The organism is Streptomyces sp. R28 (assembly GCF_041052385.1).
Classification (GTDB): Bacteria; Actinomycetota; Actinomycetes; order Streptomycetales; family Streptomycetaceae; genus Streptomyces.
Window position 1 is genome coordinate 8,812,205 of record NZ_CP163439.1, and the last position, 26,308, is coordinate 8,838,512.

Genomic DNA, 26,308 nt, shown 5'->3' on the forward strand with positions numbered 1-26,308 from the left:
GGCTTGGCAGAGGGGCACCGGTGTATGCGCTGATTTCACCGTGACATGCGGGGCCGGTCGTCTCGGCGGGGCGAGGGCTGGGCGCTACTGCCGCTGCCCCTGGCCGTGGTTGTGGTGGGTTCGGACATCGCGGTCGTATCGGCGGGCAGGTCGGCCATGCGGCGAATCCGCCACGCCAGTACGTCGCTGACGGAGTCCGCGGTCTGCAGCTCCCGCCGTCCGACTGCCTCTGTCAGGAGCGCGGTCGGGTCGTGTCCGGCGGCCTTGGCGTCGGCGAGTGTGGCGGCCAGCGCATACCAGCCCGGCTCGGCCAGGACCTGTTCTGCCAGCTCTGGTACCGCCTGACGCAGATGGGCGGCCTGCCTGTGGCGCAGGGGCTGGGACAGGTGCCGGCCCCGCTGGTACAGCATGGTCAGCGGGACGTCGGCGGCGGCCTTGTAGGCGGCACGCAGGTGCTCAGCGGCCCGGCGGGCGGCGACCGCCTGCTGGGCGTGGTTCTTCTTCGCGTGCCAGTGGGCGGCGGCGGTGACAAGGAAGAACAGCATGTCGATCACCATCGCGGTCGTCGCGCCGTCCTCTCCGCGGCCGAGCGCGGGTCCGCTGTAGACGAGGTCGCGGGCGGCCTGACGCAGGGCACGGTCGTGCCCGCGTTCGGCCTTGATGTGGGAGCGGGTGGCCCGCTCGAACACGAAGGCGGCCTCACGCAGTTGGGCACGGGTGTGGGCGGCGGAGGTCTTGGCGAGCGCGTCCAGGACCTCTCCGGCGGCCGCGATGTGCGCAGCCACTTGGGCGTCCTCGCCATGGTCGATGACCAGTATGGCCTGCCATAGGGCTCCGGCCGCCCGCCGCCGTGCTGTTGCCGGTCCGCTTGATGCCGGACCCGCCACTTCGGCGGAGACGCTGTGGGTCTTGTCGGCCCAGCGTTTCCGGATGCGGGGCAGGGACAGGTCAGGGGCGAGGGTGGAGCCGGCGTAATAGACGGGCTCCCTGTTCCCGTTGCGGTTGTCCGGTAGGGCGACCTTGTAGCCGAGCAGGTCGCCGGAGGGCGCGACGCGCTTGCGGATGAGCAGGCCGGCGGCGGCCAGCCGGTCGAAGAACTCCTCCTCGCTCGTGGCCCCGGCGACCGCGCGGCGCACGGTCTCCCGGAGCTCCTCGCGTGCCGGTTGCTCCCTGCCTTCGCGTTCGGCCTTGTGGCGTTCGGCGCTTGTGGGTGGCTTGGCGGCGGTGCCGTCCCCGGACGCGACGCGGCGCAGCCCGTAGTCGGCCTCGATACGGCGGCACTCGGCCTGGGCGCGTCGGGCCTCGTTGTGCAGGCGGGGCCGGCGGCCGTCGTCGCGGACCAGGGTGGCGATGATGTGGATGTGGTCGTCGGCGTGGCGGACGGCGGCCCACCGGCAGGCTTGCTCGTCGCCGTCGGGGGCGATGCCGGTGATGGCGACCATACGGCGGGCGATGGTCGCCCAGTCCTCGTTGGACAGGAGCGGATCCTCCGGGGCGGCCCGCACGGACAAATGCCATACGTGCTTCTCGGGACGCTTGCTGGCGGGCAGGGCATTGACGGGCTGGTCGAGCAGGCGCTGAAGCTGTTCGTAGGTGGCCTTCGGGTTGCGGCCGGGGTCGGGGATGAGCGGGTCGAAGGCGGCCACCAGGTGCGGGTCGATGTGTTCCTCTTCGGTGCCGGGGCCGTAGAGGTAGCGGATCAGCCCGATCGTCTTGCTGCCGCGTTTGTGGATGCTGGGGATCACTCCGGGGCGCCGCCGTCGCGGTGGGCGAGCAGGGCATCGGCGGCATCCTCCATGCGGCTGGCCGCGCGGAGTATGGCCTTCGCCGCAGCGCCGAGTTGGGGTGCATCGGCGCCGGAGTTGAGGGCCTTGGCGACCTGGTTGAACAGGCCGTGTATGCGACCCAAGTGGCGGCGGGCAGCGAACAGCTCGTCGATGACTTCCCGTTCGGTGGCGATCTCGGCGGCGGTACGGGTCAAGTCGCGGGCTGCCTTGTCGACGGCGTAGGCGAGGAACGCGGCGTTGGACATGTCGCAGTAGGCGGCGGCGTCGGTGAATCGCTTGAACTCTGCGTCGTTCATACGGCAGCTGGGCTGCTTCAGGCGCTTGCGCTCTCGCGGCAGACGCGCGCGCTGACGTCTCTTCGAGAGGGACTCGGCCTGCCGGTTCCCTCCCGGCTGCGGTCCGCCCTCGGTCGCAGCCTTACGGTCCGGTGCCCCCTGGCGCAGGGCTGTTCCCGCCACCCCTGGGGCGGGAAGGCCGGGAGCATTGCTCCCGGTACAACTTGCTCCGCCTGGGGCAGGGTTACTCGTCAGTGCATTCTCGTGGGTGGTGGGGTCTTCGTGGTGCGAGTCGTGCAACGGGTCTCCGTTTCAGCGGATGGTCGGGGGATAGTTGTGGGGTTCGCCACTCATTTCTCTTTCGGCTCGGCGGATGAGGGGCGCCCAGCGGGCGTACCGGAATTAATTCCGGTACGCCCGCTGGGCGTTGGTGCCCGTGCCGTTACTCGTCGCTGGCGTTGCCAGGTCCGATGTGCCGCCGTTGCGCTCGGCCTCCAGGGCATCGAGTGCCTGGGTGATCCGTTTGTTGGAGGCTTTGCGGTCGAGCTTGTCGAGCTCGGTGCGCATGGCTGTGTGGGGTGCGGATCCGGTGCGGGCTTCGAGATCGCGGGCGATGGCGATCAGCTCGTCGATGGACGTGTCGGGCGGGCGCCCGGTTCGGCGAGGCCGGGGTTTGGGCGTGTCGCGTTCCGGAACAGGGTGAGGTGGTTCCGGCTCCGCTGGGGGTTCCCGCTTCGCTTGCGGGGTTTCCCTCTTCTGCCGACGCTTGGGTGTGGGGACTTCCGGTACCCGCTCGCGCGCAGGGGGCGGGTGGTCATGGGAACGCTGAGCAATACCGGATGTGGAGTCACCGGAAGTTGGTAGTCCCGAGGGCGCAGATGCGGCATGTCGGCGGGTGCCGGTTTCCCAGGGGAAGGCCAGGTCGGCGTCGAGCAGTTCCGCGGCATTCCGGCGGGCCGCGAACCGGGCCAGGAGGCGTTCACGCTGTTGTGGATCGGTGGCCACCTGGGCCCGGTCCAGTGCATCGGACAGGCGACGCATGGCGTGCTGGCCTCGCCAGGTCGTGCGGTATGCGGTGGGTTTGGCGTGCAGGCGTGCGGCCAGGGCGGCGGCCTTGGTGGTGGCGCGTTCGCGGGTGATTTCCTGGGCGTCGCGGCTGCGGTCGGCGATGCCGAGGCGAGACAGGAGGCGCTCGCGGACCTCGCGACCGATGCGGGCGGCCAGGCTGTTGGAGGTGGCCTTGGCGATGCGGTGGCGCAGCTCGATGCCCAAGGCGAGGTGCCACAGTACGGCGGCCAGGACCGGCCCGAGGACGGCCCTCACGGTGCCGCCGACCAGACCCGATTCGGCGTACGCGGGGATGATCTGAAAGGTTGTGATGACCCAGACCATGACCCCGGGCATACCAGGTGCCCGCTTGTCGCTGTGGAGGTTCGCCCTGGCCAGCAGGGCGGTGGACAGCAGTGCGAGCTCGCCGGCGGCGAACATCACGATCCGCTCCGCCGTGCTGTACATACCGAGGTGGTGGGCGGCGAACCGCCAGCTGGTGTCGGCGCTGTAGATGGTGCACACGGTCGCGGCGACCGCGGCAAGACGGAGTGCGAGTGTTCCTCGCTGCTCTTGCCGTTGGCCGTTGCTGCCGTGCCGGCCGCGCATGGTCAGGTATGTGGCCAGTGCCCCGGTGGCGACGAGGGCCAGGGCGGCGAGTATGAGGGGAGCGCTGTCCCAGGTCGGCCGGGGCACTGTCAGGCGTCACCGCCCCGAGTCCGTTCCTGACTCGAGTCCGTTCCGCGCCGCCGGGCCATGGTTGCGGCGTGTTCGGTGGCCAGGACGTAGAGCTGGACGGCGCACAAGGGGATCAGGGGTGCGCTGAACGACATGGCCACGACGATGAGGTCAGCCAGCGTCCAGCTGCCACCCGGGCCCTGCCGATCGGCGACGCTGTCGAGTACGGCGACCGTGATGGTGCGCGCAGCCATCGCGGCGAGTACGACCTTCCAGGCGTAGCCCTCGTCCAGGGGATCAGCCGACTGCAGCTGGACTATGGCCGCAATCGTCAGGGCGATGAACCCGTCGAGTACGCAGAGGAACACGTAGGGCAGTGGCGCGGATGCGTACGTCTTGGCAGAGAGTTGATACACGAGGTCGAGCGCGAGCAGGAAGGCCAGTGAGGCCAGTGCGACGGTCGTGGTGCATGCCCACGAAGGGGTCCAGGGAGGAGAGGAGGGACGCGTCGGGGCAGGGGGCATTGCGGTAGTGGGCATATGGGGTCCTTCGAAGGGCACGTCGGACATGCGGCGTCGAGCCGGGGCCCGAGGGCGGAGGGCAGCGAGGGGGGAGAAAGCTGGGGCGGGTTACGCGGCGGCGAGCCCGGCTGCGGCGAGGTCCACGCGGGTCGGGTGAGGCGTCGCACGGGGCGCGTTGCCCCGGGCACGACCGTCGGGGCCGATACGCCGACTGCGGCAGGGCTCTCCCCGGGCGGCGCGGCACCACTGACAGGGGACGCTGAGGGCGTCGGGCTGTCCGGCGGCGACGGCGGCTTCGCGTGCGGCTCGGGCCGGCCGGTAGGGGGCGAGCTCGGCGCGGACGGCCGCTGGGATGCAGGATCCGATGGCGGCGAGGCGGGTCTCGATGTCGGGATGGGGGCCACCGGCGGTGATTTTCCGGTGTGCCGAGGGCTCAGCCATACCGGCTGCAACCGCGTGCCGGGTGGCGAGGAGTTCTGCACGCCACGCACCTGGGTCGTCCGGGTCGGCGGACGGGGTCGGGTCGGTGTGCCTGTCCAGACGGTCGCGGCAGTAGGCGTGCCACCTGCGGCCGACGTCCACGGGCAAGATGGGGTACGGGGAGGCGAGCACGTGGGCCCGTATCGCTTGGCGGACGTCCCAGCCATGATTGGTGGTCAGGGGCACGTCGTGGAGCAGCTCGTGCCACTGGGCGATTTGGTCACGGGCTTCGCCGGTGTCGGTACGGACGGTGCGGGGGTCGAGTCGGCCGATGTAGGCGAGGATGGCGGCAATTTCACGGCGATCCAGGGCAGTTACTCCGTTTCGGTCGGTTCTTCGAGGGCGGCGAGCAGGGCGGCCATGTGCGCGTCGGTGCGGGTCATGCCGGCCTGCGGCACGGGGGTGCCGCCGGGCAGGGCGTAGAGGTTCGGACGCTGGGGTGTGGGGCTGTGCTCGCGGGCGATCCAAGCCCGCCAGTCGTCAGCCCAGGCTGCGGAGGGGCGAGCGCTCCAGGCGCCACGGTGGTGGCGCCACTTCGCGTCTGCGGCCTGCAGGCCGTGCTCGCCGAGGCGGGCGAGATGCCCCTGCTGCTGGGCCCAGGACAGGCTCGCGTCGTCGACCCGCCAGTCCCCGGCCAAGCTGAGGTCGGCAGTACCACTGCTGCTGTACTTACGGTTCACCTTCGGTTCACTACGGTTCTGGGGGTCAGAATCAGACCCGGGCAGGGGTCCGGATCTGACCCGGGGAGGGGTCGGATTCTGACGAGCAGGGTCGGGATCCGACCCGGTCAGATTCTGGCGACGGGGGTCGGATTCCGACCCGGTCTTGGGCCAGATGCCGTGCTTGCGCAGTCGCTCGACGTCCAGCTCGGGCACCGGATCGGACTCGGCCAGGGGCTCGACGTACGCCTCGGGGTCGTCCTCCCGCGCCGCCGCGACCTTGGCCAGCCACGCAGCGGCGCGCGGGAGCCGGTAGACCGTGCTGTGCTGCGGGCCGTCGAGGTCGTCGAGCACCTCCAGTTCGCCGGCCTCGGCCAGCGCGACCAAGGCGCCGCGAACAGCGTTGCGGCTGGCGTTCGTACGCTTCATCAGCGAAGAGAGGGACGCCCAGGCGAGACACTGCTCGTCGGGGATCCGGTCGGCGATGGAGAGCATCACCAGCCGGGCGTTGCCCCTGCTCGCACTGTTCTCCCAGACCCACTCGCGGGCGTCTTTGCTCATCGGTTGGCGGCTCCTAGGTCAGGGGGCAGGTGCGGACCGTCCGCTTCGGGGGTTCGGGATGGCTGAGGCGTGGAGTTCCCGGCGAGGCCCGCGCGGGCGTGCACAAGGACTCCTTGGCGCCACTGCTGTGGCAATCCGATCGCTGGGCCCTGGAAACAGCGTTCCGGGCGCCTGGACAAGACAGCCACATCAATGCCGCACAGTCCAGCATTCTGCCGAGAAAGCAAACAGCTCATGGCGAACACACCTGCGCGGCACCTCCAAAACAGTAAGTGCTGATCCCCGGTTGCCGAAATCAGTGGCTCGTCAGGTAGAGCCAGAAGGATCACGTCGGGAAACCGTTGACCCTCGCCGCAGTGCAAGCTACAACACAACACCCCATGCCAGAGCGCCCTATCGGGTAAGCGTGGTCAAGGCTCACCGGACACCCAGAATGCAACCCAGAAGTGCCGCGCGGCCGTGCGCCGGGCGGAATATAGACGACGATCCCCGGTTACCGAAACCGGTGAATGGAAGCTACAACTGGAGTCATGGCAGCACCCTCAATGGAAAACGGGCCCGCAGGGACACAGCCGGCCTGCACCATCGAAATCCTCCGCACCGAACGCGGCTTGTCACAGCGCCAGTTCGCCAACCGCGTGATCGTGCGCGGCCACCCGATGTCCCACACCATGCTGCCCTGCATCGGGCGCGACCAGCACCGATGCCGCATCGACGGCCTCGTCGTGATCGCCGAGGCTCTGCACATCCATGCCTCGCTGCTCCCCGCTCACCCTTGAGCCGAACCGCCCGTACCCGTTGCGGTGCATAACACGGGATCCCCGGTTAGCGAAACCGGGGATTCTCCACACCATTGATGGTGTTCCCGCCAACCACACCCACGGAGGTCAGCTGTGCCTGCAAGTCCGCTTTCTGCTCAGTGCCCGAGCTCCACTCCAGCCCCGGACAAGGCCCCTGAAGTGCGCCAGGCGTTCCTGAGCGTGAAACAAGCTGCCCAGTACCTCGGTCTGTCCCCGCACACTCTCTATGTCTGGCGACATCGCCGAAACGGTCCGCCCAGTTTCCGGATGGGGCCGCGTGGCCGCGTCACGTACCGGCTTGAAGCCCTCGACGCCTGGATTCGCGAGCAGGAGCAAGCCGACTCGCGCTCCAACACAGCCCTGAGCCCATTGGACGCGGCACCGCAGAGCCGCTCGGACTACGTCACGAGCGCCTGACTCCCGGCTGACTCCCGCCCCACGCACCCTCCCGCTGAAGGAAGTGTTTGGCCGGCTATATAGAAGACCGCTGGATCAAGAAGAAGAAAGACCCCGTCACCGGCAAGCGGGAACGTACTGCCCGCTACGGCAAGGGTTCCCGGTACCGAGTCGCCGGTATCCCAGGTGTCCGGGACAAGTCGTTCGACACGCTCGAAGACGCCAAGGCGTGGCTGCGCAGGGCCGGCACCGACAGTGAACGAGGCGAGTTCGTCGACCCCCGCGACGGCTCCATCACGCTGGACGACTACGTGACACGCTTCTGGCAGACGGGAGTTCGCGGAGCGCCCGGCACGATCAAGCGCATCGACGAACGCGTCCGTCTCCACATCCGGCCTCAGCTGGGCACCGTCGCCCTGCGGGACATCAGTCCGGCGGTGCTGCGCGGCTACATCGCTGCACTGGAGAACGAGTGCTCGCCGCGTTACGCCCGGCAGATCCTCACCTCGCTCTCGAACATCTTCGAGACCGCTATCGACGACAAGCGGCTGGCACGCAACCCAATGCGAGCCAAATCCGTGCGCTGGCCGAAGGTGCCGGAGGACCAGCGGGAAGCCTGGCCGCTGGAGACCGCGCAGCGCGTGCGGGATGCGATTAACGCGCGCTACCGCATTGCGGTCGTGGTCGCGTTGGGCTGCGGTCTGCGGCAGGGCGAAGTGTTCGGTCTGTCCCCGGAGGACGTCGACTTCGCTCGCGGAGTACTGCGCATCCGCCGGCAGGTGCAACTCCTCCACGGTCGCTTGTACTTCACCTTGCCGAAGGGCGGCAAGACGCGCGTCGTCGACATGCCTCCGACGGTCGCAGCGGCCCTGGCCCAGTACTTCATGGAGTACCCCGCAGTCGAGGTCGAGCTGCCGTGGGGCGGCCCTGACCCCGACCTGGAGACGAAGAAGTTCCCGCTCGTCGTCACCACGACGTACGGGAACGCCATTCGCGCGAACATCTTCAACGTCGAGGTATGGAAGCCGGCCCTGGCCGCCGCCGGTGTCATCCCCGTGCGGAAGAAGGACGAGCGGTGGAAGGCATCCCGCAAGGACGGCTTCCACGTGCTCCGACACACGTACGCCTCGGTCATCCTCGAAGCGGGCGAGTCCGTCGTTACTTTGGCCCGCTGGCTCGGCCATTCGAGCCCGACCATTACCTTGGATTACTACGCGCACTTCATGCCCGAGGCGGGCGGCAAGGGGCGCGGGGCCATCGACGCCCTGCTCGGCCAGACTGCCGCCGTCGCCACGGCCGCGTAGAGGGCCACCCTCCAACAACCCACGAGACGGATGGGCGCAGCACCTCGCTGTGCCCATCCGTCTCGGCGTTTCAGCCCGGAAGACTCACTACCTTCCGTGATCGTCGGCGCTCCCAGACGCCACCACAGCGTCGACGCCCTCGCACGCCAACGTCCACGATCGCAGGAGGCCGCCCCGAACGGAGCGCGGCTCATTCTCCCCAGATTCTCCCCAGCGGCCCCAAGCGCGTCGGCCGCGTCTGCGATCGGAGCTGCCCACGCTCAGGACACCAGCTCTCCAGGGCGATTACTCAGAGCCAATCCCGCCGTTTGAAGATGATGTACAAACTGGTGCAAACAACACCCATCAGGGCGATCGCGAAGGGGTAACCGAGCACCCAGTGCAACTCCGGCATGTGCTTGAAGTTCATCCCGTAGATCGTCCCGACCAACGTCGGAGCAAACAAAATGGCCGCCCACGACGAGATCTTCTTGATCTCCTCGTTCTGCTCGAACCCCGCCTCCGCCAACGCCCGCATCTCCGCGTTCTGTTGTTGCGTGACCAGCGTCGCGTTCACCGTGAGGATTTCGGTGAGGGCCTGGCGGAAGCCGTCGACGCGTTCGCTGGTGTGGGTGACGTGGTCGGCGACGTCGCGGAGGTAGCGCTGTAGTTCCTCGTCCGTGCCGTACTTGGAGAAGCCGGCCATCAGGCCGTGCAGCATGCCGACCAGGGGGCGGGTGGCGCGCTGGAACTCGACCATTTCGCGGGAGAGTTCGTAGATACGGCGGGAGACCTCGGGGTCGCCGCGGAAGACCTCGGTCTCGATCTCGTCGATGTCGTTCTGGACGCCCACCACCACCGGCTCATAGCCGTCGACCACCGCGTCCAGTATCGCGTAGAGCACCGCCTCCGGGCCGAGTTTGAGCAGCTCCGGCGTCTCCTCCATGCGCCGGCGCACCGCCGAGAGGTCGGGGGCCGCGCCATGGCGGACCGTGATCACGAAGTCGGGGCCGACGAACACGTGCAGTTCGCCGAAGGCGACCTCCTCGGGCGCGTCCAGGTAGCGGGCGGCGCGCAGAACCACGAAGAGCGTGTCGCCGTAGCGCTCCAGTTTGGGCCGCTGGTGCGCCTCCATCGCGTCCTCGACCGCGAGCGGGTGCAGGTCGAACTCCGCGGCCAGGGAGAGGAGTTCGGATTCCGTGGGACGCGCCAGGCCGATCCATGCGATCCCGGACGGCTGGTCGCGCAGTTCGCGGAAGGTCTCGGCGAGCGTGGCGGGCGAGGAGACCCGGACGCCGTCCTGGTACAGCGCCGCCTCCACGACGCTCGCCACCTCGGTGGTGTCAGGAGCCGCGGGGTGCGCCGGGGGTGCCGGCCGCTGTGGTTTCGGTGGCTGCGGTGGAGTCACGGCTCGGCGCCAGACGGACTTCATGGGGTTCTTCGAGGCGGGGCGTGCGCGTCGCTCGGACATCGCGGCTGCCTCCCGGCGGGGACGACGAGTGCGTGTGCGTGATCACGGAGCAGGATATACGGGGCGAACAGCGTGGGTGGGGAGAGTCGATCCGGGACTCCGTGAGAGTTGCGGACCGAAGGTGTCCGCAACTCTCGCTAGCGTGCTGAGCATGACGAAGCGGACCACGACCCAGCGGAGCACCACCACGCGGAGCACCACCACGCCGACCGCCGCCAAGCGCCGCACGAAACCGGCGACGGTCGAGGCGGGCCCCGTGCTCAGCGCCCGCGCCCTCAACCGCGCCACCCTGGACCGGCAGCTGCTGCTGCGCCGCTCGCCGCTGTCCGCGACGGCGGCCGTGGAGCACCTGGTCGGCCTGCAGGCCCAGGAGGTCAAGCCGCCGTACTACGCGCTGGCCGCCCGCCTCGACGGCTTCACGCCCGAGGAGCTGTCCGGACTGCTGGCCGACCGTGCGGCCGTACGTATCGTCACCATGCGCTCGACCATCCACCTGCACACCGCCGACGACAGTCTCACCCTGCGTCCGCTGGTGCAGCCCGCCCGGGACCGCGAGATCAACTACTTCCGCAAGGGCCTCGTCGACGTCGACCTGGACCGCCTCGCCGTACTCGCCCGCGAACTCGTCGAGGCCGAGCCTCGCACCATGAAACAGCTGCGCGAGGCCCTCAGCGCCGAGTGGCCGGACGCCGATCCGCAGTCCCTCGCCGTCGCCGCCCGCTGCACCCTGCCCCTCGTCCAGGTCACCCCGCGCGGACTGTGGGGGCGTAGCGCGCAGGTCTCCCTCACCACCGCCGAGCACTGGCTGGGCCGCCCCGCCGAGCCGGCCGCCTCCCCGGACGGCACGGTCCTGCGCTACCTGGCCGCCTTCGGGCCGGCCTCCGTGAAGGACATGCAGACCTGGTCCGGTCTGACCCGGATGCGTCCCGCCTTCGAACGGCTCCGCCCCCGGCTGGTCACCTTCCGGGACGAAAGCGGCGTCGAGCTCTTCGACCTCCCCGACGCCCCGCGCCCGGACCCGGACACCCCGGCGCCGCCCCGGTTCCTGCCCGAGTTCGACAACCTCCTGCTCTCGCACGCCGACCGCACCCGGGTGATTCCGCCCGCCAACCGCGGCCGCACCTGGCAGGCGAACACGGTCTACTGCCCCCTTCTCGTCGACGGCTTCCTCGCGGGCGTGTGGCGGATCCTCGGCGACGCCCTCGTCATCGAGGAGTTCACCGAGCTCACCAAGGCCCAGTGCACGGAGGTGACCGAGGAGGGGGAGCGGATGCTGAGGGTGATGCATCCGCAGGCGTCGTACGACATCCGTTTCGGGACCGTCATCCCCTGACGGGTGTCACTCCGCCCGCCCCGTCACCGCGACCGTCACCCCGAGCCCGATCATCGTGCAGCCGCCCGCTCCGCCTATCAGCGACAGCCGGCGCTCGGAGCGGGCGAACCAGGTACGGGCCGCCGACGCGGTCAGGCCCCAGAGGGTGTCCGTGATCATGCCGATGGAGATCGGGACCAGGCCCAACAGCAGCATCTGCAGCGGGACATGGCCCGCCGAGTGATCCACGAACTGGGGGAGTACGGCGGCGAAGAACACCACGCCCTTCGGGTTGGTGACACCGACGAGGACGCCGTCGAGGACGGTTCGCAGATCGCCGCGCTTCGGTGCGGCCGGGGTCGCTCTGATCGCCGCCGCCTTCAGCTCCCCCCGGTGCCGGTACGCCTGCACGCCCAGGTATACCAGATAGGCCGCGCCCGCCAGCTTCACCGTCATGTAGAGGGCCACCGAGCGTTCGACCAGTGAGCCGATCCCGATGGCGACCGCCACCACCAGCAGATACGAGCCGAAGACATTGCCGATCGCCGTGGCCACGGCGGTACGCCGGCCGTGGGCCAGCGCACGGCCGATGACGAACAGCACGCTCGGCCCCGGAATCACGATCACCAGCAGCGACACCGCCGCGAAGGCCAGGAAACGATCTGTGGACACCATGCCCGTCACCTCCATCCGCAGCCCATTGAAACAGGCCCCTGTGACAACGGACATGGATAGGGGGCGTTGCGGGCCGCTCGTGGAGGCCCGCAACGCCCCCTGGTCTTGCACCTGAGGTGTGCTCAGGAGACCTTCTGGGTGCTGTTCCCGGTTACGACTGGACCTGTTCGGTCACCTCGTCCGAGAAGGTGGTCAGCCGGGTGTAGACACCCGGGTAACCGGCCTGGGCGCAGCCTTCGCCCCAGGAAGTTATCCCTGCCAGGACGCCCCCGATGAGCAGGGGACCGCCGCTGTCGCCCTGGCAGGTGTCAGTGCCGCCGGAGGTGTATCCGGCGCAGACCATGTCGGACGCGATGAAGTCCGAACTGTAGGAGCTCGCGCAGCTGGAGTTGGCGACGATCGGCACGGTCGCCGTCCGCAGCTGGTTGGAGGAGCTGCCGTTCGAGGAGGTGGTGCCCCAGCCGAGGATGCGGGCGGTGGTGCCGGCCGCGTACACGCCGGTGTCCGAGGAGTCGACGTACGAGGCCGTCGTGTACGGCATCGAGGTCGACAGGGTCAGCACGGCCACGTCGTTGCCGTCGGTGGCGTCCGTGTAGTCCGGGTGGACCCAGATGTTGCTGACCCGGCTGACTGTGCCGTTCGTGCCGTTGAGGTAGGTGCGGCCGCCGACGACCCGGACGCTGCTCGTCGTCTCGCCGACCATGCAGTGGGCGGCGGTGACCACCTTGGTCGCGGAGACGAGCGTGCCACCGCAGAACTGGTTCTGCGAGGCGTCCGTGATCTGCATGACGAACGGGTACGCGGTCGTCGTGGTCGTCGTACCGCCCACGATGCGCGTCGACGCGGCCTCAGCGGTGGGGGCGCTGAGCAGTGCGGCCGCGGCGGCGGCAGCGGTCGCCGCGACGGCGGCGGTCTTTCTGGCACGGGTGAGCCCGAACATGAGTCTCCTCATTGGGTGTTGCCGGTGGGGGGTCGCGCGGGTGTGGGGGGTTCTGCACGGGGGCCGCGGGACCGACCCCCGTGTGCCCGAGCGAGCGGCACACCCACAAGGTAGGTCCCGCAAGTTCCCCTTCCCAATGAGGGAACCCCCTAAGGGAGTTGGGCAGGGAAAACCCTCGGTCGTGTCCGGCTAAACCTGTGCGGACCGACAAGGACGGGTGAACTCACGTCGCAGGGCACCCCGAACTCACGGCGCATGGCGCCCCGAACTCACTTCGCGCGGCGCCCCGCCGCCAGTCTGACGATGTCGACCCTCGATCGGATCCCGAGCTTTCGATATACGCGGGTAAGTGTCGCTTCGACCGTTTTAACACTGATGAACAGGCGCGCGGCGATCTCCCGGTTGGTCGCGCCCTCCATGACGAGCGCGGCGACCTGACGCTCCATCGAGGCGAGCCCGTCCAGGCCTTCGAGGCCGTCCGGTGCGGAGACGAGCGGGGGGGCCGGTTCCGCGGGGCGTGCCGCAGCGGCCGCCTCGACCTGCCCGAGCCAGGGCAGAGCCCGGCAGCGGCGGAACAGCCTGGCCGCCTCGTCGTACGAGGCGGGGCCCGGAGTGCCGGTGCGCAGCTGGGCCAGCGCGAAGGCGGCCCGGGCCTCCTCCAGGCTGTAGCCCAGTTTGCCGAGCCGGTCCTGTGCCGACGTCAACTGGGCCATGGCGGCGTCCTGTTCCCCCCGTGCCGCGCGGATCAGCGCCTCGGCACGGTCGAGGACGGCCAGGACGCTCCCGCGGTCCAGCCGCAGCGCCTGCTCGCGCGTGACGTCGATGACGTCCTGCGCCTCCGTGAACTCGCCGCTGCGCACCAGGGCCTCGGCCAGGTCGCCGTGCCAGCGGCCGCGTGCCGGGTCGGTGATGCCGAGGCTCTGCTCCACCTCGCGCACCCGGCGCAGCGAACGGACCGCCGCCTCCACGTCCCCGGCCACCAGCTGGGCGTGGCCGAGAGCGGCCAGGGCGCGGGAGACGTACATCTGGTCGCCGTCCTCCTCCGCGTGCTCCACCGCTTCCCGGGCCAGGGTCTGCGCCCGGTCCACCTCACCGCCCGCCGCCTCCGCGAGCGAGGTCAGCACGGCGGAGGCCACCTCGCCGATCCCGGTGTCGCGGGCCAGGCGCAGGCTCTCGCGGGCCAGGTCGAGGGCGCGTCCGCAGTGCCCGGAGTGCAACTCGGTCTCCGCGACCCCGCGCAGGAAGTGCACCTCGCTCTCCACCCAGCCGTGCCGGCGCACCTCGCGCAGCAGCGCGGTGACCGCCGCGCGGGCCTCGGGCAGCTGATCGCTCATGATCAGCCAGCGGAAGCGGGAGTAACCGGCCCCGTTGTGATGGCAGGCCACCCTCGGGTCCTGGGGTTCCTCCAGCGCCCGTCGAATGGTCGCGGGGGCGTCCGCGTGGCCCATGAGGGTCTCGATCTGGGCCTGGAAGGCGAGCGCCATCAGCTCGGTGTACCGGTCGCCGGCCCGCGCGGCCAGCTCCGCCACGTACGCGGCCTCCCCCCGGGCCTCGTCGAAGTCGCCCTCCACGAGCAGGGCGCGCCACGTCAGCTGGTAGTGGACCAGGGCGAGCAGCTTCGGATCGTCACCCGCGTCGGCCAGAGCCTGCGGGAAGATCGCGTCGACCTCCGCCATGGCATGGCCCGCCGTCTCGATCACCGCGATCCAGGCCCGCACCCGGTCCGCGGGGACGACCGCCCGGGTGAGCACCTCCCGGGCGATGTCCCGGGCGAGATCCAGCTCGCCGGCGGTGATCGCGTCCTCGGCGGCCTCCAGCCGCAGCACCTCCGGGCTCTGCGGGCCGTCCACCGGGGTGTGCCGGGCGGCGAGCAGGGAGAGCTGCGCGGCCACCGACGGCGCTCCCCGGTCCCGGGCCAGTGCGGCGGCCTCGGCGAGTCGGGCCGCGACCTCCGGGTCGGTGCCGGTGGTCGCCAGGGCCAGGTGCCGGGCGCGCTCGATCGGGTCGGAGGCCGCCGTGGACAGCGCGGCGTGCGCGGCCCGGCGCTCCTGCGCGGGCGCCTCCGCGTAGAGCGCGGCGGAGACCATCGGGTGCGCGAACCGCAGGGCGGGACCCTCGGGCTCGGTCGCCAGCAGCCCGAGTTCGGCGGCCTGGGCGGTCTCGGCCTCGGCGTTGTCCCGGCCGGCCGCGTGCAGCAGGGCCAGCGTGGGGCGGGCGCCCGCGCTCGCGACGAGGAGGGTGCGGCGCGCCTCCTCCGACAGCATCTCCAGGCGGTTCAGCACCAGGGCACGCAGCGAGGTGGGCACCGGCAGGGGCTCGCCGGGCCGGGGCGGGGTGGGGTTCTCGGCGAGGGCGCGGCCCAGTTCGAGCGCGAACAGGGCGTTGCCGCCGCTGGTGCGGTGGATCTCCCGGACCGTGGAGCGGGGCAGGCCGGTGTAGCCGCGGTGGTCGAGGAGGGCGGACATCTGGGCGCTGGAGAGTGGGCCCAGCCGTACGGCGAGGGTGTCCGGCGGGGACGCGCGTAGATGACGGTCGTACTCCTGGCCGTCGGTCCGTACCGCGCAGAGCATCCGTACCGGGGTGTCGCCGAGGCGGCGGGCGGCGAAGCCGAGGAGTTCGGCGCTGGCCGGGTCGAGCCACTGGAGGTCGTCCGCGACGACGAGGACGGGGCCGGTGTCGGCGAGGGCGCGCAGCGTGGACAGCACGGCCAGCCGCAGGGCGAGGCCGTCGCGCTGGAGGGTGGACTCGCCGCGACCGGTGAGAGCCGCCTCCAGGGCGATGCGCTGGGCGGTGGGGAGCCGCTCGGACACATCGTCCAGGACCAGGCCGAGGAGGTCGGCCAGGGCGAGGAAGGGGAGGTGGGATTCGGACTCCGTGGGCGAGCAGCGCAACACGGTGCGTGCCGCCCCGCCGTATTCCCCGGCCAATGCCCGCAGGACCGTAGACTTCCCAATTCCGGCAGGCCCGTGAAGCAGCACGCTGCCGCCCCGCCCGAGCTGCTCACGCGCCGCGGTGAACAGCTCCTCCCTGCCGATGACCTGGTCGGGGCGGCATCTGGCAGGCTCCTTGAAGTCCCGTCGCACGGTCACCGCTCCCCTCCGTGTGTCGTGTTCGGGCCAATATTAGGCAACGGATCTTTGAAATTCGGACCGAAGACATGGTGAGGCAAATAACAGCGGAGGAGCATGGGGAAATTCAAAGCCCGGCGGAATGAATGGGGGGTCGTCCGGGCCGGCTCGGCCGAGGGCAGTCGACCTGCGGTCCCGCAGCCCTACGGCCCCCCGGCTCTACGGCAGCAAACCCGCCCGGCGGGCCGCCACCACCGCCTCACCACGGGTGTGCGTGCCCAGCTTCCGCATGGCCGACCGCAGGTAGCCCTTGACCGTCTCCGCCCGCAGCCCCACCCGCTCGGCGGCGACCGCGTTCGTCGAGCCGGCGGCCACGCACGCCAGCACGTCCAGTTCCCGGGGGGACAGCCGCATGCCGTTCGGCGCGGGCCCTTCCGTCAGGAGGCCGCAGGCTTCCAGGAGCTCCGCACGCAGGGCGGGGTCGCCGATGCGCGGCGCCAGGGCCCGCAGCGTCGCGTGGGCCTCGCGGACCTGCTCCCACGCGGCGCCCCGGTCGGACGGCGCCGTCTCGAGCCGCACCGTCTCCGGCCGCGCCGCCTCCAGCAACCCCCGCACCTCGTCCCGCACCACCAGCGACTGCTCCACGTCCCGCGCCGCCTCCACGGCCGCCGTCAGCGTGCGGTCGCCCAGGGGCTGGGCCGTGCGCAGGGCGCCGTACAGGACACCGCGTACCCGGCGCCGTACGACGACCGGGACCGCCAGCACCGAACGCAGTCCCTCCGCGGCGACCGCGGCGTCGTACTCGTGGGTGATCTGCCGGGAGACGGAGTAGTCCGTGACCGCGCAGGGGCGGGCGAGGGCGACCGCCTTGCCCCCCAGGCCGTTGCCGGCGGTCACCGCGAGTCTGCTCAGGGACTCGGTGGCCGTGCCGTTCAGTTCGCTGATGCGCATCCGTGAGCGCCCGGACTCCACCAGGCCGCCGAAGGCGACCGGGAGCCCGGTCGAGCGGCGCAGGCGCGCCAGCGCGCCCCTTATGTCCACCGATGCGGCCGCTTCCACTGCCACGTACTCGCCCTTTCAGTGCGGCTTCCCGGAGCGCACACCCCCTTTCGGGGGTAGTGAGACCCACGTCACGGATTAGACGATGACAGAGAGCCGCCCGGCAAGGTCCGGTAACCAGGAGGACAGATGACGACGGGGACGGAGCTGTTCCGCACTGCGCGGGACTTCCTGCTCGACCACCGCGAGGACTACGCGGCCGCCTACGAGGGCTTCGCCTGGCCCCGGCCCGACCGGTTCAACTGGGCGCTCGACTGGTTCGACGTCATCGCGGACGGAAACGACCGCACCGCGCTGCACATCGTGGAGGAGGACGGCAGCGAGGTCCGGCTGTCCTTCGCCGAGATGGCCGAGCGGTCCGCTCGCGTCGCGGGCTGGCTGCGGGCGCGCGGCGTCCGGCCCGAGGACCGCGTCCTCGTCATGCTCGGCAACCAGGCCGAGCTTTGGGAGATCGCCCTCGCGGCCATGAAGCTGCGCGCCGTCGTCATCCCGGCCACCCCGCTGCTCGGCCCCGCCGACCTGCGCGACCGGGTGGAGCGCGGACGCGTCCGGCATGTGCTGGTGCGGGCCGAGGACACCGGCAAGTTCGACGAGGTGCCCGGCCGCTACACGCGCATCACCGTCGGCGGGGTGCGCGAGGGGTGGCAGTCGTACGAGGACGCGTACGCCGCCCCCGCCGACTTCACCCCCGACGGTCCGACCGCCTCCGACGACCCGCTGATGCTGTACTTCACCTCCGGCACCACCGCCCGCCCCAAGCTGGTCGAGCACACCCACGCCTCGTACCCGATCGGGCACCTGGCCACCATGTACTGGATCGGTCTCAAGCCCGGCGACGTGCACCTGAACATCTCCTCGCCCGGCTGGGCCAAGCACGCCTGGTCCAACCTCTTCGCCCCGTGGAACGCGGAGGCGACGGTCTTCATCCACAACTACACGCGCTTCGACGCCGCCCGGCTGATGGCGGAGATGGACCGCGCGGGCGTCACCACCTTCTGCGCCCCGCCGACCGTCTGGCGCATGCTCATCCAGGCCGACCTGAGCGCCCTGCGCACCCCGCCCCGCGAGGCCGTGGCCGCCGGTGAGCCGCTCAACCCCGAGGTCATCGAGCGGGTGCGCGAGGCCTGGGGCGTCACCATCCGGGACGGCTTCGGGCAGACCGAGACGGCCGTCCAGGTCTCCAACAGCCCCGGCCAGCCCCTGAAGACCGGCTCGATGGGCCGCCCCAGCCCCGGCTTCAGCGTCGAACTCCTCGACCCGGTCTCCGGCGCGCCGGGCGCCGCGGAGGGCGAGATCGCCCTCGACCTGTCCGCCCGCCCCGTCGGCGTGATGACCGGCTACCACGGCGACGCCGACCGTACGGCGGAGGCGATGGCCGGCGGCTACTACCGCACCGGCGACATCGGCTCCCGGGACGCCGACGGCTACATCACCTACGTCGGCCGCGCGGACGACGTCTTCAAGGCGTCCGACTACAAGATCTCCCCGTTCGAGCTGGAGAGCGCCCTGCTGGAGCACGAGGCGGTGGCCGAGGCGGCCGTCGTGCCCGCGCCGGACGAGGTGCGGCTCGCGGTGCCGAAGGCGTACGTCGTCCTGGCGGCGGGCTGGGAGCCGGGCCCCGACACGGCCAAGGTGCTCTTCGAGCACTCACGGGAGGTCCTGGCGCCGTACAAGCGCATCCGCCGCCTGGAGTTCGCGCCGCTGCCCAAGACCGTCTCCGGCAAGATCCGCCGCATCGAGCTGCGCGAGGCCACGGCCGCCGGCTCGGACGCCGAGTTCCGTGAGGAGGACTTCCGGTGACCGCACAGCTGTCGTACACCCACGGGACGAGCGAGACGGTCCTGCTCGGCGAGACGATCGGGGCCAACCTGGACCGGGCGGTCGCCGCGTGGCCGGACCGGGAGGCGCTGGTCGACGTGGAGTCCGGGCGGCGCTGGACGTACGCCCGGTTCGCCGCCGACGTCGACGAGTTGGCGTACGCGCTGCTCGCGAGCGGGGTCGCCAAGGGTGACCGGGTGGGCATCTGGGCGATCAACTGTCCCGAGTGGGTGCTGGTCCAGTACGCCACGGCCCGCATCGGCGCGATCATGGTGAACATCAACCCGGCCTACCGCACCCACGAGGTCGAGTACGTCCTCAACCAGGCCGGAATCTCGCTGCTCTTCGCGTCCCTCAGCCACAAGACGAGCGACTACCGGGCGATGGTCGAGCAGGTGCGCGGCAGGTGCCCGCGGCTGCGCGAGACCGTGTTCATCGGGGACCCGAGCTGGGAGGCGCTGATCGCGCGGGGAACGCCGGTTCCGTACGAGGAGCTGTCCTGCGACGACCCGATCAACATCCAGTACACGTCGGGTACGACGGGCTTCCCAAAGGGGGCCACCCTCTCCCACCACAACATCCTCAACAACGGTTATTTCGTGGGGGAGTCGATCGCCTACAGCGAGCAGGACCGGGTGTGCATCCCCGTGCCCTTCTACCACTGCTTCGGCATGGTCATGGGCAATCTGGCCGCCACCTCCCACGGCGCCTGCATGGTGATCCCGGCCCCCTCCTTCGACCCGAAGGCCACGCTGGAGGCCGTCCAGCAGGAGCGCTGCACCTCCCTGTACGGCGTACCGACCATGTTCATCGCGGAGCTGAACCACCCCGACTTCGCGTCCTACGACCTCTCCTCCCTGCGCACCGGGATCATGGCGGGCTCGCCCTGCCCGGTGGAGGTGATGAAGCGAGTGGTCACCGAGATGCACATGGCCGAGGTGTCGATCTGCTACGGCATGACCGAGACCTCGCCGGTCTCGACGCAGACCAGGCGCGACGACGACCTGGAACACCGCACCGGCACGGTGGGCCGCGTGCTGCCGCACATCGAGGTGAAGGTCGTCGACCCGGCGACCGGTGTGACCCAACCGCGGGGCAGGGCGGGGGAGCTGTGCACCCGCGGCTACAGCGTGATGCTCGGCTACTGGAACGAGCCCGAGAAGACCGCCGAGGCCGTGGACTCCGGTCGCTGGATGCACACCGGTGACCTCGCGACGATGCGGGAGGACGGCTACGTCGAGATCGTCGGCCGCATCAAGGACATGATCATCCGGGGTGGCGAGAACATCTACCCGCGCGAGATCGAGGAGTTCCTGTACGCCCACCCGAAGATCGCGGACGTCCAGGTCGTCGGAGTGCCGCACGAGCGCTACGGCGAGGAGGTGCTGGCCTGCGTCATCGCGCGCGACTCGGCCGATCCGCTGACGCTGGAGGAACTGCGGGCCTTCTGCGACGGGCGGCTGGCGCACTACAAGATCCCGAGCCGGTTGCAGGTCCTCGACTCCTTCCCGATGACGGTGTCCGGGAAGGTGCGGAAGGTGGAGCTGCGGGAGAAGTACGGGGCCCGCTGAGGCGGCAGCGGCGTATGTCTAGCTGCGGCGCATGCAGACGCGTGGCCATCGGTCGAGGCCGAGTTCCGCCTCGTGGGCGCGGATCTTCCGCAGCCCCGGGGTGAGCTCGGCCTCGTCCAGGATGCGGAAGCCGAGGCGCTCGTAGTACGGCGCGTTCCACGGGACCTCGGTGAAGGTGGTCAGGGTGAGTGCGGTCAGGCCCTCCTCGCGGGCGCGGTCGGCGGCGTACGCGAGCAGGGTCCGGCCCAGGCGGCGGTGCGCGTGGTCCGGGTGCACCGAGACCTGCTCGATGTGCAGGGCGCCGTCGACGGGCTCGCAGACCAGATAGCCGACCGGGCGGTCACCGTCGTCGCAGGCGACCCAGGCGCGGTCGGCCCGGCGGTAGTGCTCCAGGACGTCCAGGGCGGGCGGCTCGTCGTCGGCGATCGCCACCATGCCGAGGGCGCGGAAGGCGGCTCCTGCGGCGCGCTCGATGTCCTGGAGGGCCGGGAGCTCGTCGGGCGTGGCGGGGCGGATGCGCATGTGCCGAGTCTCCGCCGGTGACCGCGCCGGGCGCGAGCGGATTACCGGGCCCCCGTCGCGTCCAGTTCGTCGGCGAGGCTGTTGACCGGCTGGGGCGTGCCCGTGAGGTCGAGGACGAACAGGGGGACGCCGAGGGTGTCGGCGCGTGCGCGGGCGTCGGGGGCGTATCCGGCGAGGGAGAAGTAGACGCAGGCGGCGGACTCCGTCATGGACGTCAGCCACAGGCACTCCACGTCCCGCAGCGAGGCCGGACGTACGGTCGGGTCGACGTGGGCGAGCAGACCGTGGGCGGCGATGCCGATGCCGGTCGGGGGCCGCTGGTCGGCGCGGCGGATGTCCCGGTAGCCGAGCCAGCGCAGATAGACGGCGGCTGCCGTGACCGCGTCGCGCGCGGTGCGGATCGTGACGGGCTGGAAGACGCGGCGCGCAGCGGGCGCCTTCTGCGGCGCCGAGCCGGTGTCCGCCCCTTGCGCCGAGCCGGTGTCCGCCTCTTGCGCCGAGCCCGTGTCCGTCCGTGCCACCGGCACGCGCAGCACCGTCCCGCAGGGGCAGCCCAGCTCCGGGCGGGGCCACTCGTTCTCCAGGCCGCAGGCCGTACAGCGCACGCCGATCCATTCGTCGTCCCAGGCGCGATGGGTGACGGCCCTCGCCATCCCGTGCGGGTCGAGCGCCGGCGCGACGGGCGTCCCGCACGCACACGGGTAGGCGGGTGCCTCGTAGAGATGCTCGCGCCGGCAGACGGGGCAGCGCACCGACACGCTCTCGGACATGGCCCACTCCAGGACGACCTCACATCGGGACAGCGCACCCATCGTCCTCCAGGCGGGGCCCGGTTGTCCGCCCCTTGACGGTCTTCACCGGCCCACCTACATTGCTTCCAGATAGTAGAAAAGTATTTCCGCGATACGGAATAAGTCGGATCGCGGGAGTGCCATCGTCACGGAATTGCTCACCGCGGGGCGCGACGGGAGTGCGAATCCGACAGCCGAAGCAGGAGTACTCAATGGCTCGTATGACCGCTGCCCGAGCGGCAGTCGAGATCCTCAAGCGCGAGGGCGTCAGTAACGCGTTCGGCGTGCCGGGCGCGGCGATCAACCCCTTCTATGCGGCGCTCAAGGCCTCCGGCGGGATCCACCACACCCTCGCCCGCCATGTGGAGGGCGCCTCGCACATGGCCGAGGGCTACACCCGCACGCACGCGGGCAACATCGGCGTCTGCATCGGCACGTCCGGCCCCGCCGGCACCGACATGATCACCGGCCTGTACTCCGCGATCGGTGACTCCATCCCGATCCTGTGCATCACCGGCCAGGCGCCGACCGCCGTGATCCACAAAGAGGACTTCCAGGCCGTCGACATCGCCTCGATCGCCAAGCCGGTCACGAAAATGGCGGTGACCGTCCTGGAGGCCGCGCAGGTCCCCGGCGTCTTCCAGCAGGCGTTCCACCTGATGCGCTCCGGTCGTCCCGGCCCGGTCCTGATCGACCTGCCGATTGACGTCCAGCTGACGGAGATCGAGTTCGACCCGGAGACGTACGAGCCGCTCCTGGTCTACAAGCCCGCCGCGAGCCGCGCCCAGATCGAGAAGGCGATCGGGATGCTGAACGCGTCCGAGCGCCCGCTGATCGTCGCCGGCGGCGGTGTCATCAACGCCGACGCCGCCGAACTCCTCGTCGAGTTCGCCGAGTTGACCGGTACCCCGGTGGTCCCGACCCTGATGGGCTGGGGCCTGCTGCCCGACGACCACGAGCTCAACGCCGGCATGGTCGGCCTGCAGACCTCGCACCGCTACGGCAACGCCACCTTCCTGGAGTCCGACTTCGTCCTCGGCATCGGCAACCGCTGGGCCAACCGTCACACCGGCAAGCTGGACGTCTACACGGCCGGGCGGAAGTTCGTCCACGTCGACGTCGAGCCCACCCAGATCGGCAAGATCTTCGCCCCGGACTACGGCATCGCATCGGACGCGAAGGCGGCCCTGCAGCTGTTCGTCGAGGTGGCAAGGGAGTTGAAGGCGGCGGGCAAGCTGCCCGACCGCTCGGCGTGGGCGGCCTCCGCGCAGGAGAGGAAGGCGACTCTCCAGCGCCGTACGCACTTCGACGACATCCCGATCAAGCCGCAGCGCGTCTACGAGGAGATGAACAAGGCCTTCGGCCCGGAGACCCGGTACGTCTCCACCATCGGCCTCTCCCAGATCGCCGGCGCCCAGATGCTGCACGTCTTCAAGCCCCGGCACTGGATCAACTGCGGCCAGGCGGGCCCGCTCGGCTGGACGATCCCGGCCGCACTGGGCGTCGCCAAGGCCGACCCGGAGGCGCAGGTCGTCGCCCTGTCCGGCGACTACGACTTCCAGTTCATGATCGAGGAGCTGGCGGTCGGCGCGCAGCACAAGATCCCGTACGTCCATGTCCTGGTCAACAACTCCTACCTGGGCCTGATCCGCCAGGCTCAGCGGGCGTTCGACATCGACTTCCAGGTCAAGCTGGAGTTCGAGAACATCAACTCGCCGGAGCTGGGCGTCTACGGCGTGGACCACGTCAAGGTCGCCGAGGGTCTCGGCTGCAAGGCGATCCGGGTGACCGACCCGAACGAGCTGGGCGCCGCCCTGGAGCAGGCCAAGAAGCTCGCTGCCGAGCACCAGGTGCCGGTCGTCGTCGAGGCGATCCTGGAGCGGGTCACCAACATCTCCATGTCGACGACGAACGACATCAGCAACGTGGTGGAGTTCGAGGAGATCGCGACGGAGCCGGAGCACGCGCCTACGTCGATCAAGACGCTGAAGGTCTGACGCGTCTCGCTGCACCGAGGGGCGGTCCAACCGAAGGGTTGGACCGCCCCTTTTCGTGTCCCCCGTCTTGCGTGATCCCCCGTCGCGTGGCCCGCCGCCCCCGTGTCGGCGGGCCTCGCGTGAACAGAATGTGCCCACGGCAGGGGTCGGTTGAAGCCCCCCGACGTGTGTTCAGAGGTTGATTTGAGGATTCCGTAGTCGGCGTACGACCGGTGGCGTACGCCGGCCTGCCTCAGAGCAGGCGCTGGGCCGCCTCGACACTGTCCCCGCCACTGGTGTTGAACGCGATGGCGGCCTGGGGCGCATGGCGTCGGATCAGGTTCACGATCTGCTCGAAGAGCGGCAGCAACTGCTCCGTCTTGCGGATGCCACCGCCGACGACCACCACGTCCCACGGACGATCGGCCAGGGACGCGACGAGGGTGGACTCGGCCGACTCGTCGAAGACGACCAGCGTCATGGCCGCGTCGATGCCGTGCTCGCCGAAGCGGGCCAGCTCCTTGTCCAACGCGACACGAAGGGCCTGCGCGTCGACACCGGGTATCGCCGACGGGTCGTAACCGACAACAAGTACGGAAGGCATACGGCCAGGCTACCGGGCCTGTCCGATCACGGAGTCGGCCCCCGGAAGACGCCGAAGAGCGCCGGATACGGGACCGTCCGTATCCGGCGCTCTTCAGCCGGTGAGGTATTCGGTTGTGGCCGTCCGACGGTGCGAGGCTGGGCGCGACAGGACGTTCGCGCCGCCGGACGGGGTCTTCGGGGCTCGGGACCGCGGCGGTTGCGACGGCTCCGGGGGCTCCTTCCCTCAGGTCGAAGAAGGAGGCCGGGACCTTTACCACCGCACTGGCTCGCACGCCGCCGCGGTCCTCGCGTTGCCCACGCCCCGTCCGGGCGACCACCCCTCATCCGGGTCGCTCGGCCGTGCGGCGCGGGCGGTGCGTCCGTCTTATGACTTACCGTCAGCAGACGGACGCCGCCTTGGGGTTCAGTCCTCGCGCAGGGCGCGGACCGCCTCCTCCACGCGCTTGCCGTACTCCGGGTCGGCGGCGTGGAAGTGGGCCAGGTTCTTCTCGATCACGTCGTCACGGGAGACCTGGGACAGGCCCCCGGCGATGTTCGCGATCAGCCGGGACTTCTCCTCGGCCGACATCAGCCGGTACAGCTCGCCGGCCTGGAAGAAGTGGTCGTCCTTGGTGTGGAGGGGAGCCTCGTGGGTGCCGGTGTGGCCGTTCACCGCCAGCGGGGCCGACAGCGGGCGGCCGGTCTCCACCGGGCCGTCGTAGGAGTTCGGCTCGTAGTTCTTCGCCGCGCGGCCCTGGGAGTTGGTCGCCATGAGGCCGTCACGGCCGTAGTTGACGGCCACGGTCGCCTTGGGCGCGTTGACGGCCAGCTGGGTGTGGTTGACGCCCAGGCGGTAGCGGTGGGCGTCCGCGTAGGCGAACAGGCGGCCCTGGAGCATCTTGTCGGGGGAGGGGCCGATGCCGGGCACGAAGTTGTTCGGGGAGAACGCGGCCTGCTCGACCTCGGCGAAGACGTTGTCCGGGTTGCGGTCCAGGACCAGTCGGCCCACGCGCTGCAGCGGGTAGTCCTTGTGCGGCCACACCTTGGTGAGGTCGAACGGGTTGAAGCGGTAGTCGGCCGCCTCGGCCGCCGGCATGAGCTGGACGTAGAGGGTCCAGGACGGGTGCACGCCCCGCTCGATGGCCTGGAGCAGGTCCGTCTGGTGGGAGTTGGCGTCCTTGCCGGCGAGCTCGGCGCCCTGCTCGGCGCTCAGGCAGCGGATGCCCTGGTTCGTCTTGAAGTGGTACTTGACGAAGAAGGCCTCGCCGTCGGCGTTCGTCCACTGGTAGGTGTGCGAGCCGTAGCCGTTCATGTGGCGGTACGAGGCCGGGATGCCGCGGTCGCCCATGAGCCAGGTCACCTGGTGCGTGGCCTCGGGGGCGTGCGCCCAGAAGTCCCAGACGTTGTCCGGCTCCTGACGGCCCGTGAACGGGTCGCGCTTCTGCGAGTGGATGAAGTCGGGGAACTTGATCGGGTCCTTGATGAAGAACACCGGGGTGTTGTTCCCGACGAGGTCGTAATTGCCCTCTTCCGTATAGAACTTGACCGCGAAGCCGCGCGGGTCGCGGACCGCGTCCGCACCGCCCAGGCTGTCGGCCACGGTCGAGAAGCGCAGGAACACCTCGGTCCGCTTGCCCACCGCGCTCAGGAAGTCGGCGTGGGTGAAGCCGGTGACGTCGTCGGTCACCTCGAAGTGGCCGTACGCGCCGGAGCCCCGGGCGTGCACCACGCGCTCCGGAATGCGCTCGCGGTTGAAGCGCGCCAGCTTCTCCAGGAGGTGCTGGTCCTGGAGCAGGAGCGGGCCGCCGACGCCGGCGGAGGCTGAGTTCTGGTTGTCGGCGACCGGGGCGCCGGACTCGGTCGTGAGCACGCGCTTCGACATCGTGGACCTTCCGTGCGGGTGTCAGCGGAAACCTGTTTCCGCTTTGTGGAGCGTAGGAGTGGGAGAGATCGGACGTCAACAGTTTGTTGAAGTGAAATCAACGGTTTGTTGAAGGTGATTCCGGGCCGCGGCGACGCCTGGGCGCGACAGG

General features: G+C 70.2%; 22 protein-coding genes. 6 read left to right on the forward strand and 16 right to left on the reverse strand.

Annotated features, from left to right (window positions below):
• Positions 1 to 35 precede the first annotated feature (35 nt).
• The 7 genes from AB5J49_RS38670 to AB5J49_RS38700 form a co-directional block, all read right to left on the reverse strand.
• Positions 36 to 1,745 (reverse strand): relaxase/mobilization nuclease domain-containing protein, encoded by a 1,710-nt coding sequence (locus AB5J49_RS38670; RefSeq protein ID WP_369173521.1) that lies wholly within the window; start codon positions 1,743 to 1,745, stop codon positions 36 to 38.
• Positions 1,742 to 2,083, reverse strand: a complete 342-nt coding sequence (locus AB5J49_RS38675; protein WP_369173522.1) for a plasmid mobilization relaxosome protein MobC — start codon at positions 2,081 to 2,083, stop codon at positions 1,742 to 1,744. The genes AB5J49_RS38670 and AB5J49_RS38675 overlap by 4 nt, the downstream gene beginning before the upstream one ends.
• 381 nt (positions 2,084 to 2,464) lie before the next feature.
• Positions 2,465 to 3,805 carry a hypothetical protein gene (locus AB5J49_RS38680; protein WP_369173524.1) on the reverse strand — a complete coding sequence of 447 codons (1,341 nt, stop codon included), beginning with the start codon at positions 3,803 to 3,805 and terminating at the stop codon, positions 2,465 to 2,467.
• Positions 3,806 to 3,807: 2 nt separating this feature from the next.
• Entirely contained in the window at positions 3,808 to 4,326 is a 519-nt protein-coding gene (locus AB5J49_RS38685; RefSeq protein WP_369173525.1) for a hypothetical protein, read from the reverse strand.
• 90 nt (positions 4,327 to 4,416) lie between these two features.
• Positions 4,417 to 5,097, reverse strand: coding sequence for a hypothetical protein (locus AB5J49_RS38690; protein WP_369175399.1), 681 nt, complete (start codon positions 5,095 to 5,097; stop codon positions 4,417 to 4,419).
• A 5-nt stretch (positions 5,098 to 5,102) separates the two neighbouring features.
• Positions 5,103 to 6,008: a helix-turn-helix domain-containing protein gene (locus AB5J49_RS38695; protein ID WP_369173527.1), complete on the reverse strand. Its 906-nt coding sequence runs from the start codon at positions 6,006 to 6,008 to the stop codon at positions 5,103 to 5,105.
• Positions 6,009 to 6,622: 614 nt separating this feature from the next.
• The gene (locus AB5J49_RS38700; protein ID WP_369173528.1) at positions 6,623 to 6,760 is read right to left on the reverse strand and encodes a hypothetical protein; all 138 of its coding nucleotides are present in this window, start codon (positions 6,758 to 6,760) and stop codon (positions 6,623 to 6,625) included.
• A gap of 228 nt (positions 6,761 to 6,988) precedes the next feature.
• Between AB5J49_RS38700 and AB5J49_RS38705 the strand changes: the two genes are divergently transcribed.
• Both AB5J49_RS38705 and AB5J49_RS38710 read left to right on the forward strand, forming a co-directional pair.
• The gene (locus AB5J49_RS38705) at positions 6,989 to 7,225 is read left to right on the forward strand and encodes a helix-turn-helix transcriptional regulator (protein ID WP_369175400.1); all 237 of its coding nucleotides are present in this window, start codon (positions 6,989 to 6,991) and stop codon (positions 7,223 to 7,225) included.
• Positions 7,226 to 7,272: 47 nt separating this feature from the next.
• A complete protein-coding gene (locus tag AB5J49_RS38710) occupies positions 7,273 to 8,508 on the forward strand; it encodes a tyrosine-type recombinase/integrase (protein ID WP_369173529.1) in 1,236 nt (411 codons plus the stop codon).
• Positions 8,509 to 8,797: 289 nt separating this feature from the next.
• Here the strand turns inward: AB5J49_RS38710 and AB5J49_RS38715 are convergent, their stop codons facing one another.
• Positions 8,798 to 9,958, reverse strand: a complete 1,161-nt coding sequence (locus tag AB5J49_RS38715) for a magnesium and cobalt transport protein CorA (protein WP_369173530.1) — start codon at positions 9,956 to 9,958, stop codon at positions 8,798 to 8,800.
• Between the two features lie 151 nt (positions 9,959 to 10,109).
• Between AB5J49_RS38715 and AB5J49_RS38720 the strand changes: the two genes are divergently transcribed.
• Positions 10,110 to 11,291 carry a winged helix DNA-binding domain-containing protein gene (locus AB5J49_RS38720; protein WP_369173531.1) on the forward strand — a complete coding sequence of 394 codons (1,182 nt, stop codon included), beginning with the start codon at positions 10,110 to 10,112 and terminating at the stop codon, positions 11,289 to 11,291.
• 6 nt (positions 11,292 to 11,297) lie between these two features.
• Here AB5J49_RS38720 and AB5J49_RS38725 read toward each other — a convergent pair whose 3' ends face one another.
• The 4 genes from AB5J49_RS38725 to AB5J49_RS38740 form a co-directional block, all read right to left on the reverse strand.
• Complete coding sequence (locus AB5J49_RS38725; RefSeq protein WP_369173532.1) at positions 11,298 to 11,945, reverse strand: LysE family translocator; 648 nt, start codon at positions 11,943 to 11,945, stop codon at positions 11,298 to 11,300.
• Between the two features lie 151 nt (positions 11,946 to 12,096).
• Positions 12,097 to 12,885: a trypsin-like serine protease gene (locus AB5J49_RS38730; RefSeq protein ID WP_369173533.1), complete on the reverse strand. Its 789-nt coding sequence runs from the start codon at positions 12,883 to 12,885 to the stop codon at positions 12,097 to 12,099.
• Between the two features lie 269 nt (positions 12,886 to 13,154).
• Complete coding sequence (locus AB5J49_RS38735) at positions 13,155 to 15,974, reverse strand: AAA family ATPase (RefSeq protein ID WP_369173534.1); 2,820 nt, start codon at positions 15,972 to 15,974, stop codon at positions 13,155 to 13,157.
• A 198-nt stretch (positions 15,975 to 16,172) separates the two neighbouring features.
• On the reverse strand, positions 16,173 to 17,018 hold the full coding sequence (locus AB5J49_RS38740; RefSeq protein ID WP_369173536.1) for a response regulator transcription factor: 846 nt from the start codon (positions 17,016 to 17,018) through the stop codon (positions 16,173 to 16,175).
• 123 nt (positions 17,019 to 17,141) lie between these two features.
• On the opposite strand from AB5J49_RS38740, the gene AB5J49_RS38745 reads away from it, so the two are divergent.
• Positions 17,142 to 18,812, forward strand: coding sequence for an AMP-binding protein (locus tag AB5J49_RS38745; RefSeq protein WP_369173537.1), 1,671 nt, complete (start codon positions 17,142 to 17,144; stop codon positions 18,810 to 18,812).
• The gene (locus AB5J49_RS38750; protein ID WP_369173538.1) at positions 18,809 to 20,401 is read left to right on the forward strand and encodes an AMP-binding protein; all 1,593 of its coding nucleotides are present in this window, start codon (positions 18,809 to 18,811) and stop codon (positions 20,399 to 20,401) included. Before AB5J49_RS38745 ends, AB5J49_RS38750 begins: the two co-directional genes overlap by 4 nt.
• Before the next feature lie 18 nt (positions 20,402 to 20,419).
• Here the strand turns inward: AB5J49_RS38750 and AB5J49_RS38755 are convergent, their stop codons facing one another.
• A complete protein-coding gene (locus AB5J49_RS38755) occupies positions 20,420 to 20,923 on the reverse strand; it encodes a GNAT family N-acetyltransferase (RefSeq protein ID WP_369173539.1) in 504 nt (167 codons plus the stop codon).
• Positions 20,924 to 20,964: 41 nt separating this feature from the next.
• Positions 20,965 to 21,693, reverse strand: a complete 729-nt coding sequence (locus AB5J49_RS38760; RefSeq protein WP_369173540.1) for a hypothetical protein — start codon at positions 21,691 to 21,693, stop codon at positions 20,965 to 20,967.
• Between the two features lie 233 nt (positions 21,694 to 21,926).
• Here AB5J49_RS38760 and gcl point away from each other — a divergent pair, with 233 nt between their 5' ends.
• On the forward strand, positions 21,927 to 23,711 hold the full coding sequence (gene gcl / locus AB5J49_RS38765) for a glyoxylate carboligase (RefSeq protein WP_369173541.1): 1,785 nt from the start codon (positions 21,927 to 21,929) through the stop codon (positions 23,709 to 23,711).
• Between the two features lie 232 nt (positions 23,712 to 23,943).
• On the opposite strand, the gene AB5J49_RS38770 is transcribed toward gcl, so the two are convergent.
• Entirely contained in the window at positions 23,944 to 24,294 is a 351-nt protein-coding gene (locus AB5J49_RS38770; RefSeq protein WP_369173543.1) for a hypothetical protein, read from the reverse strand.
• A gap of 405 nt (positions 24,295 to 24,699) precedes the next feature.
• Positions 24,700 to 26,157 (reverse strand): catalase, encoded by a 1,458-nt coding sequence (locus AB5J49_RS38775; RefSeq protein WP_369173544.1) that lies wholly within the window; start codon positions 26,155 to 26,157, stop codon positions 24,700 to 24,702.
• Positions 26,158 to 26,308 lie beyond the last annotated feature (151 nt).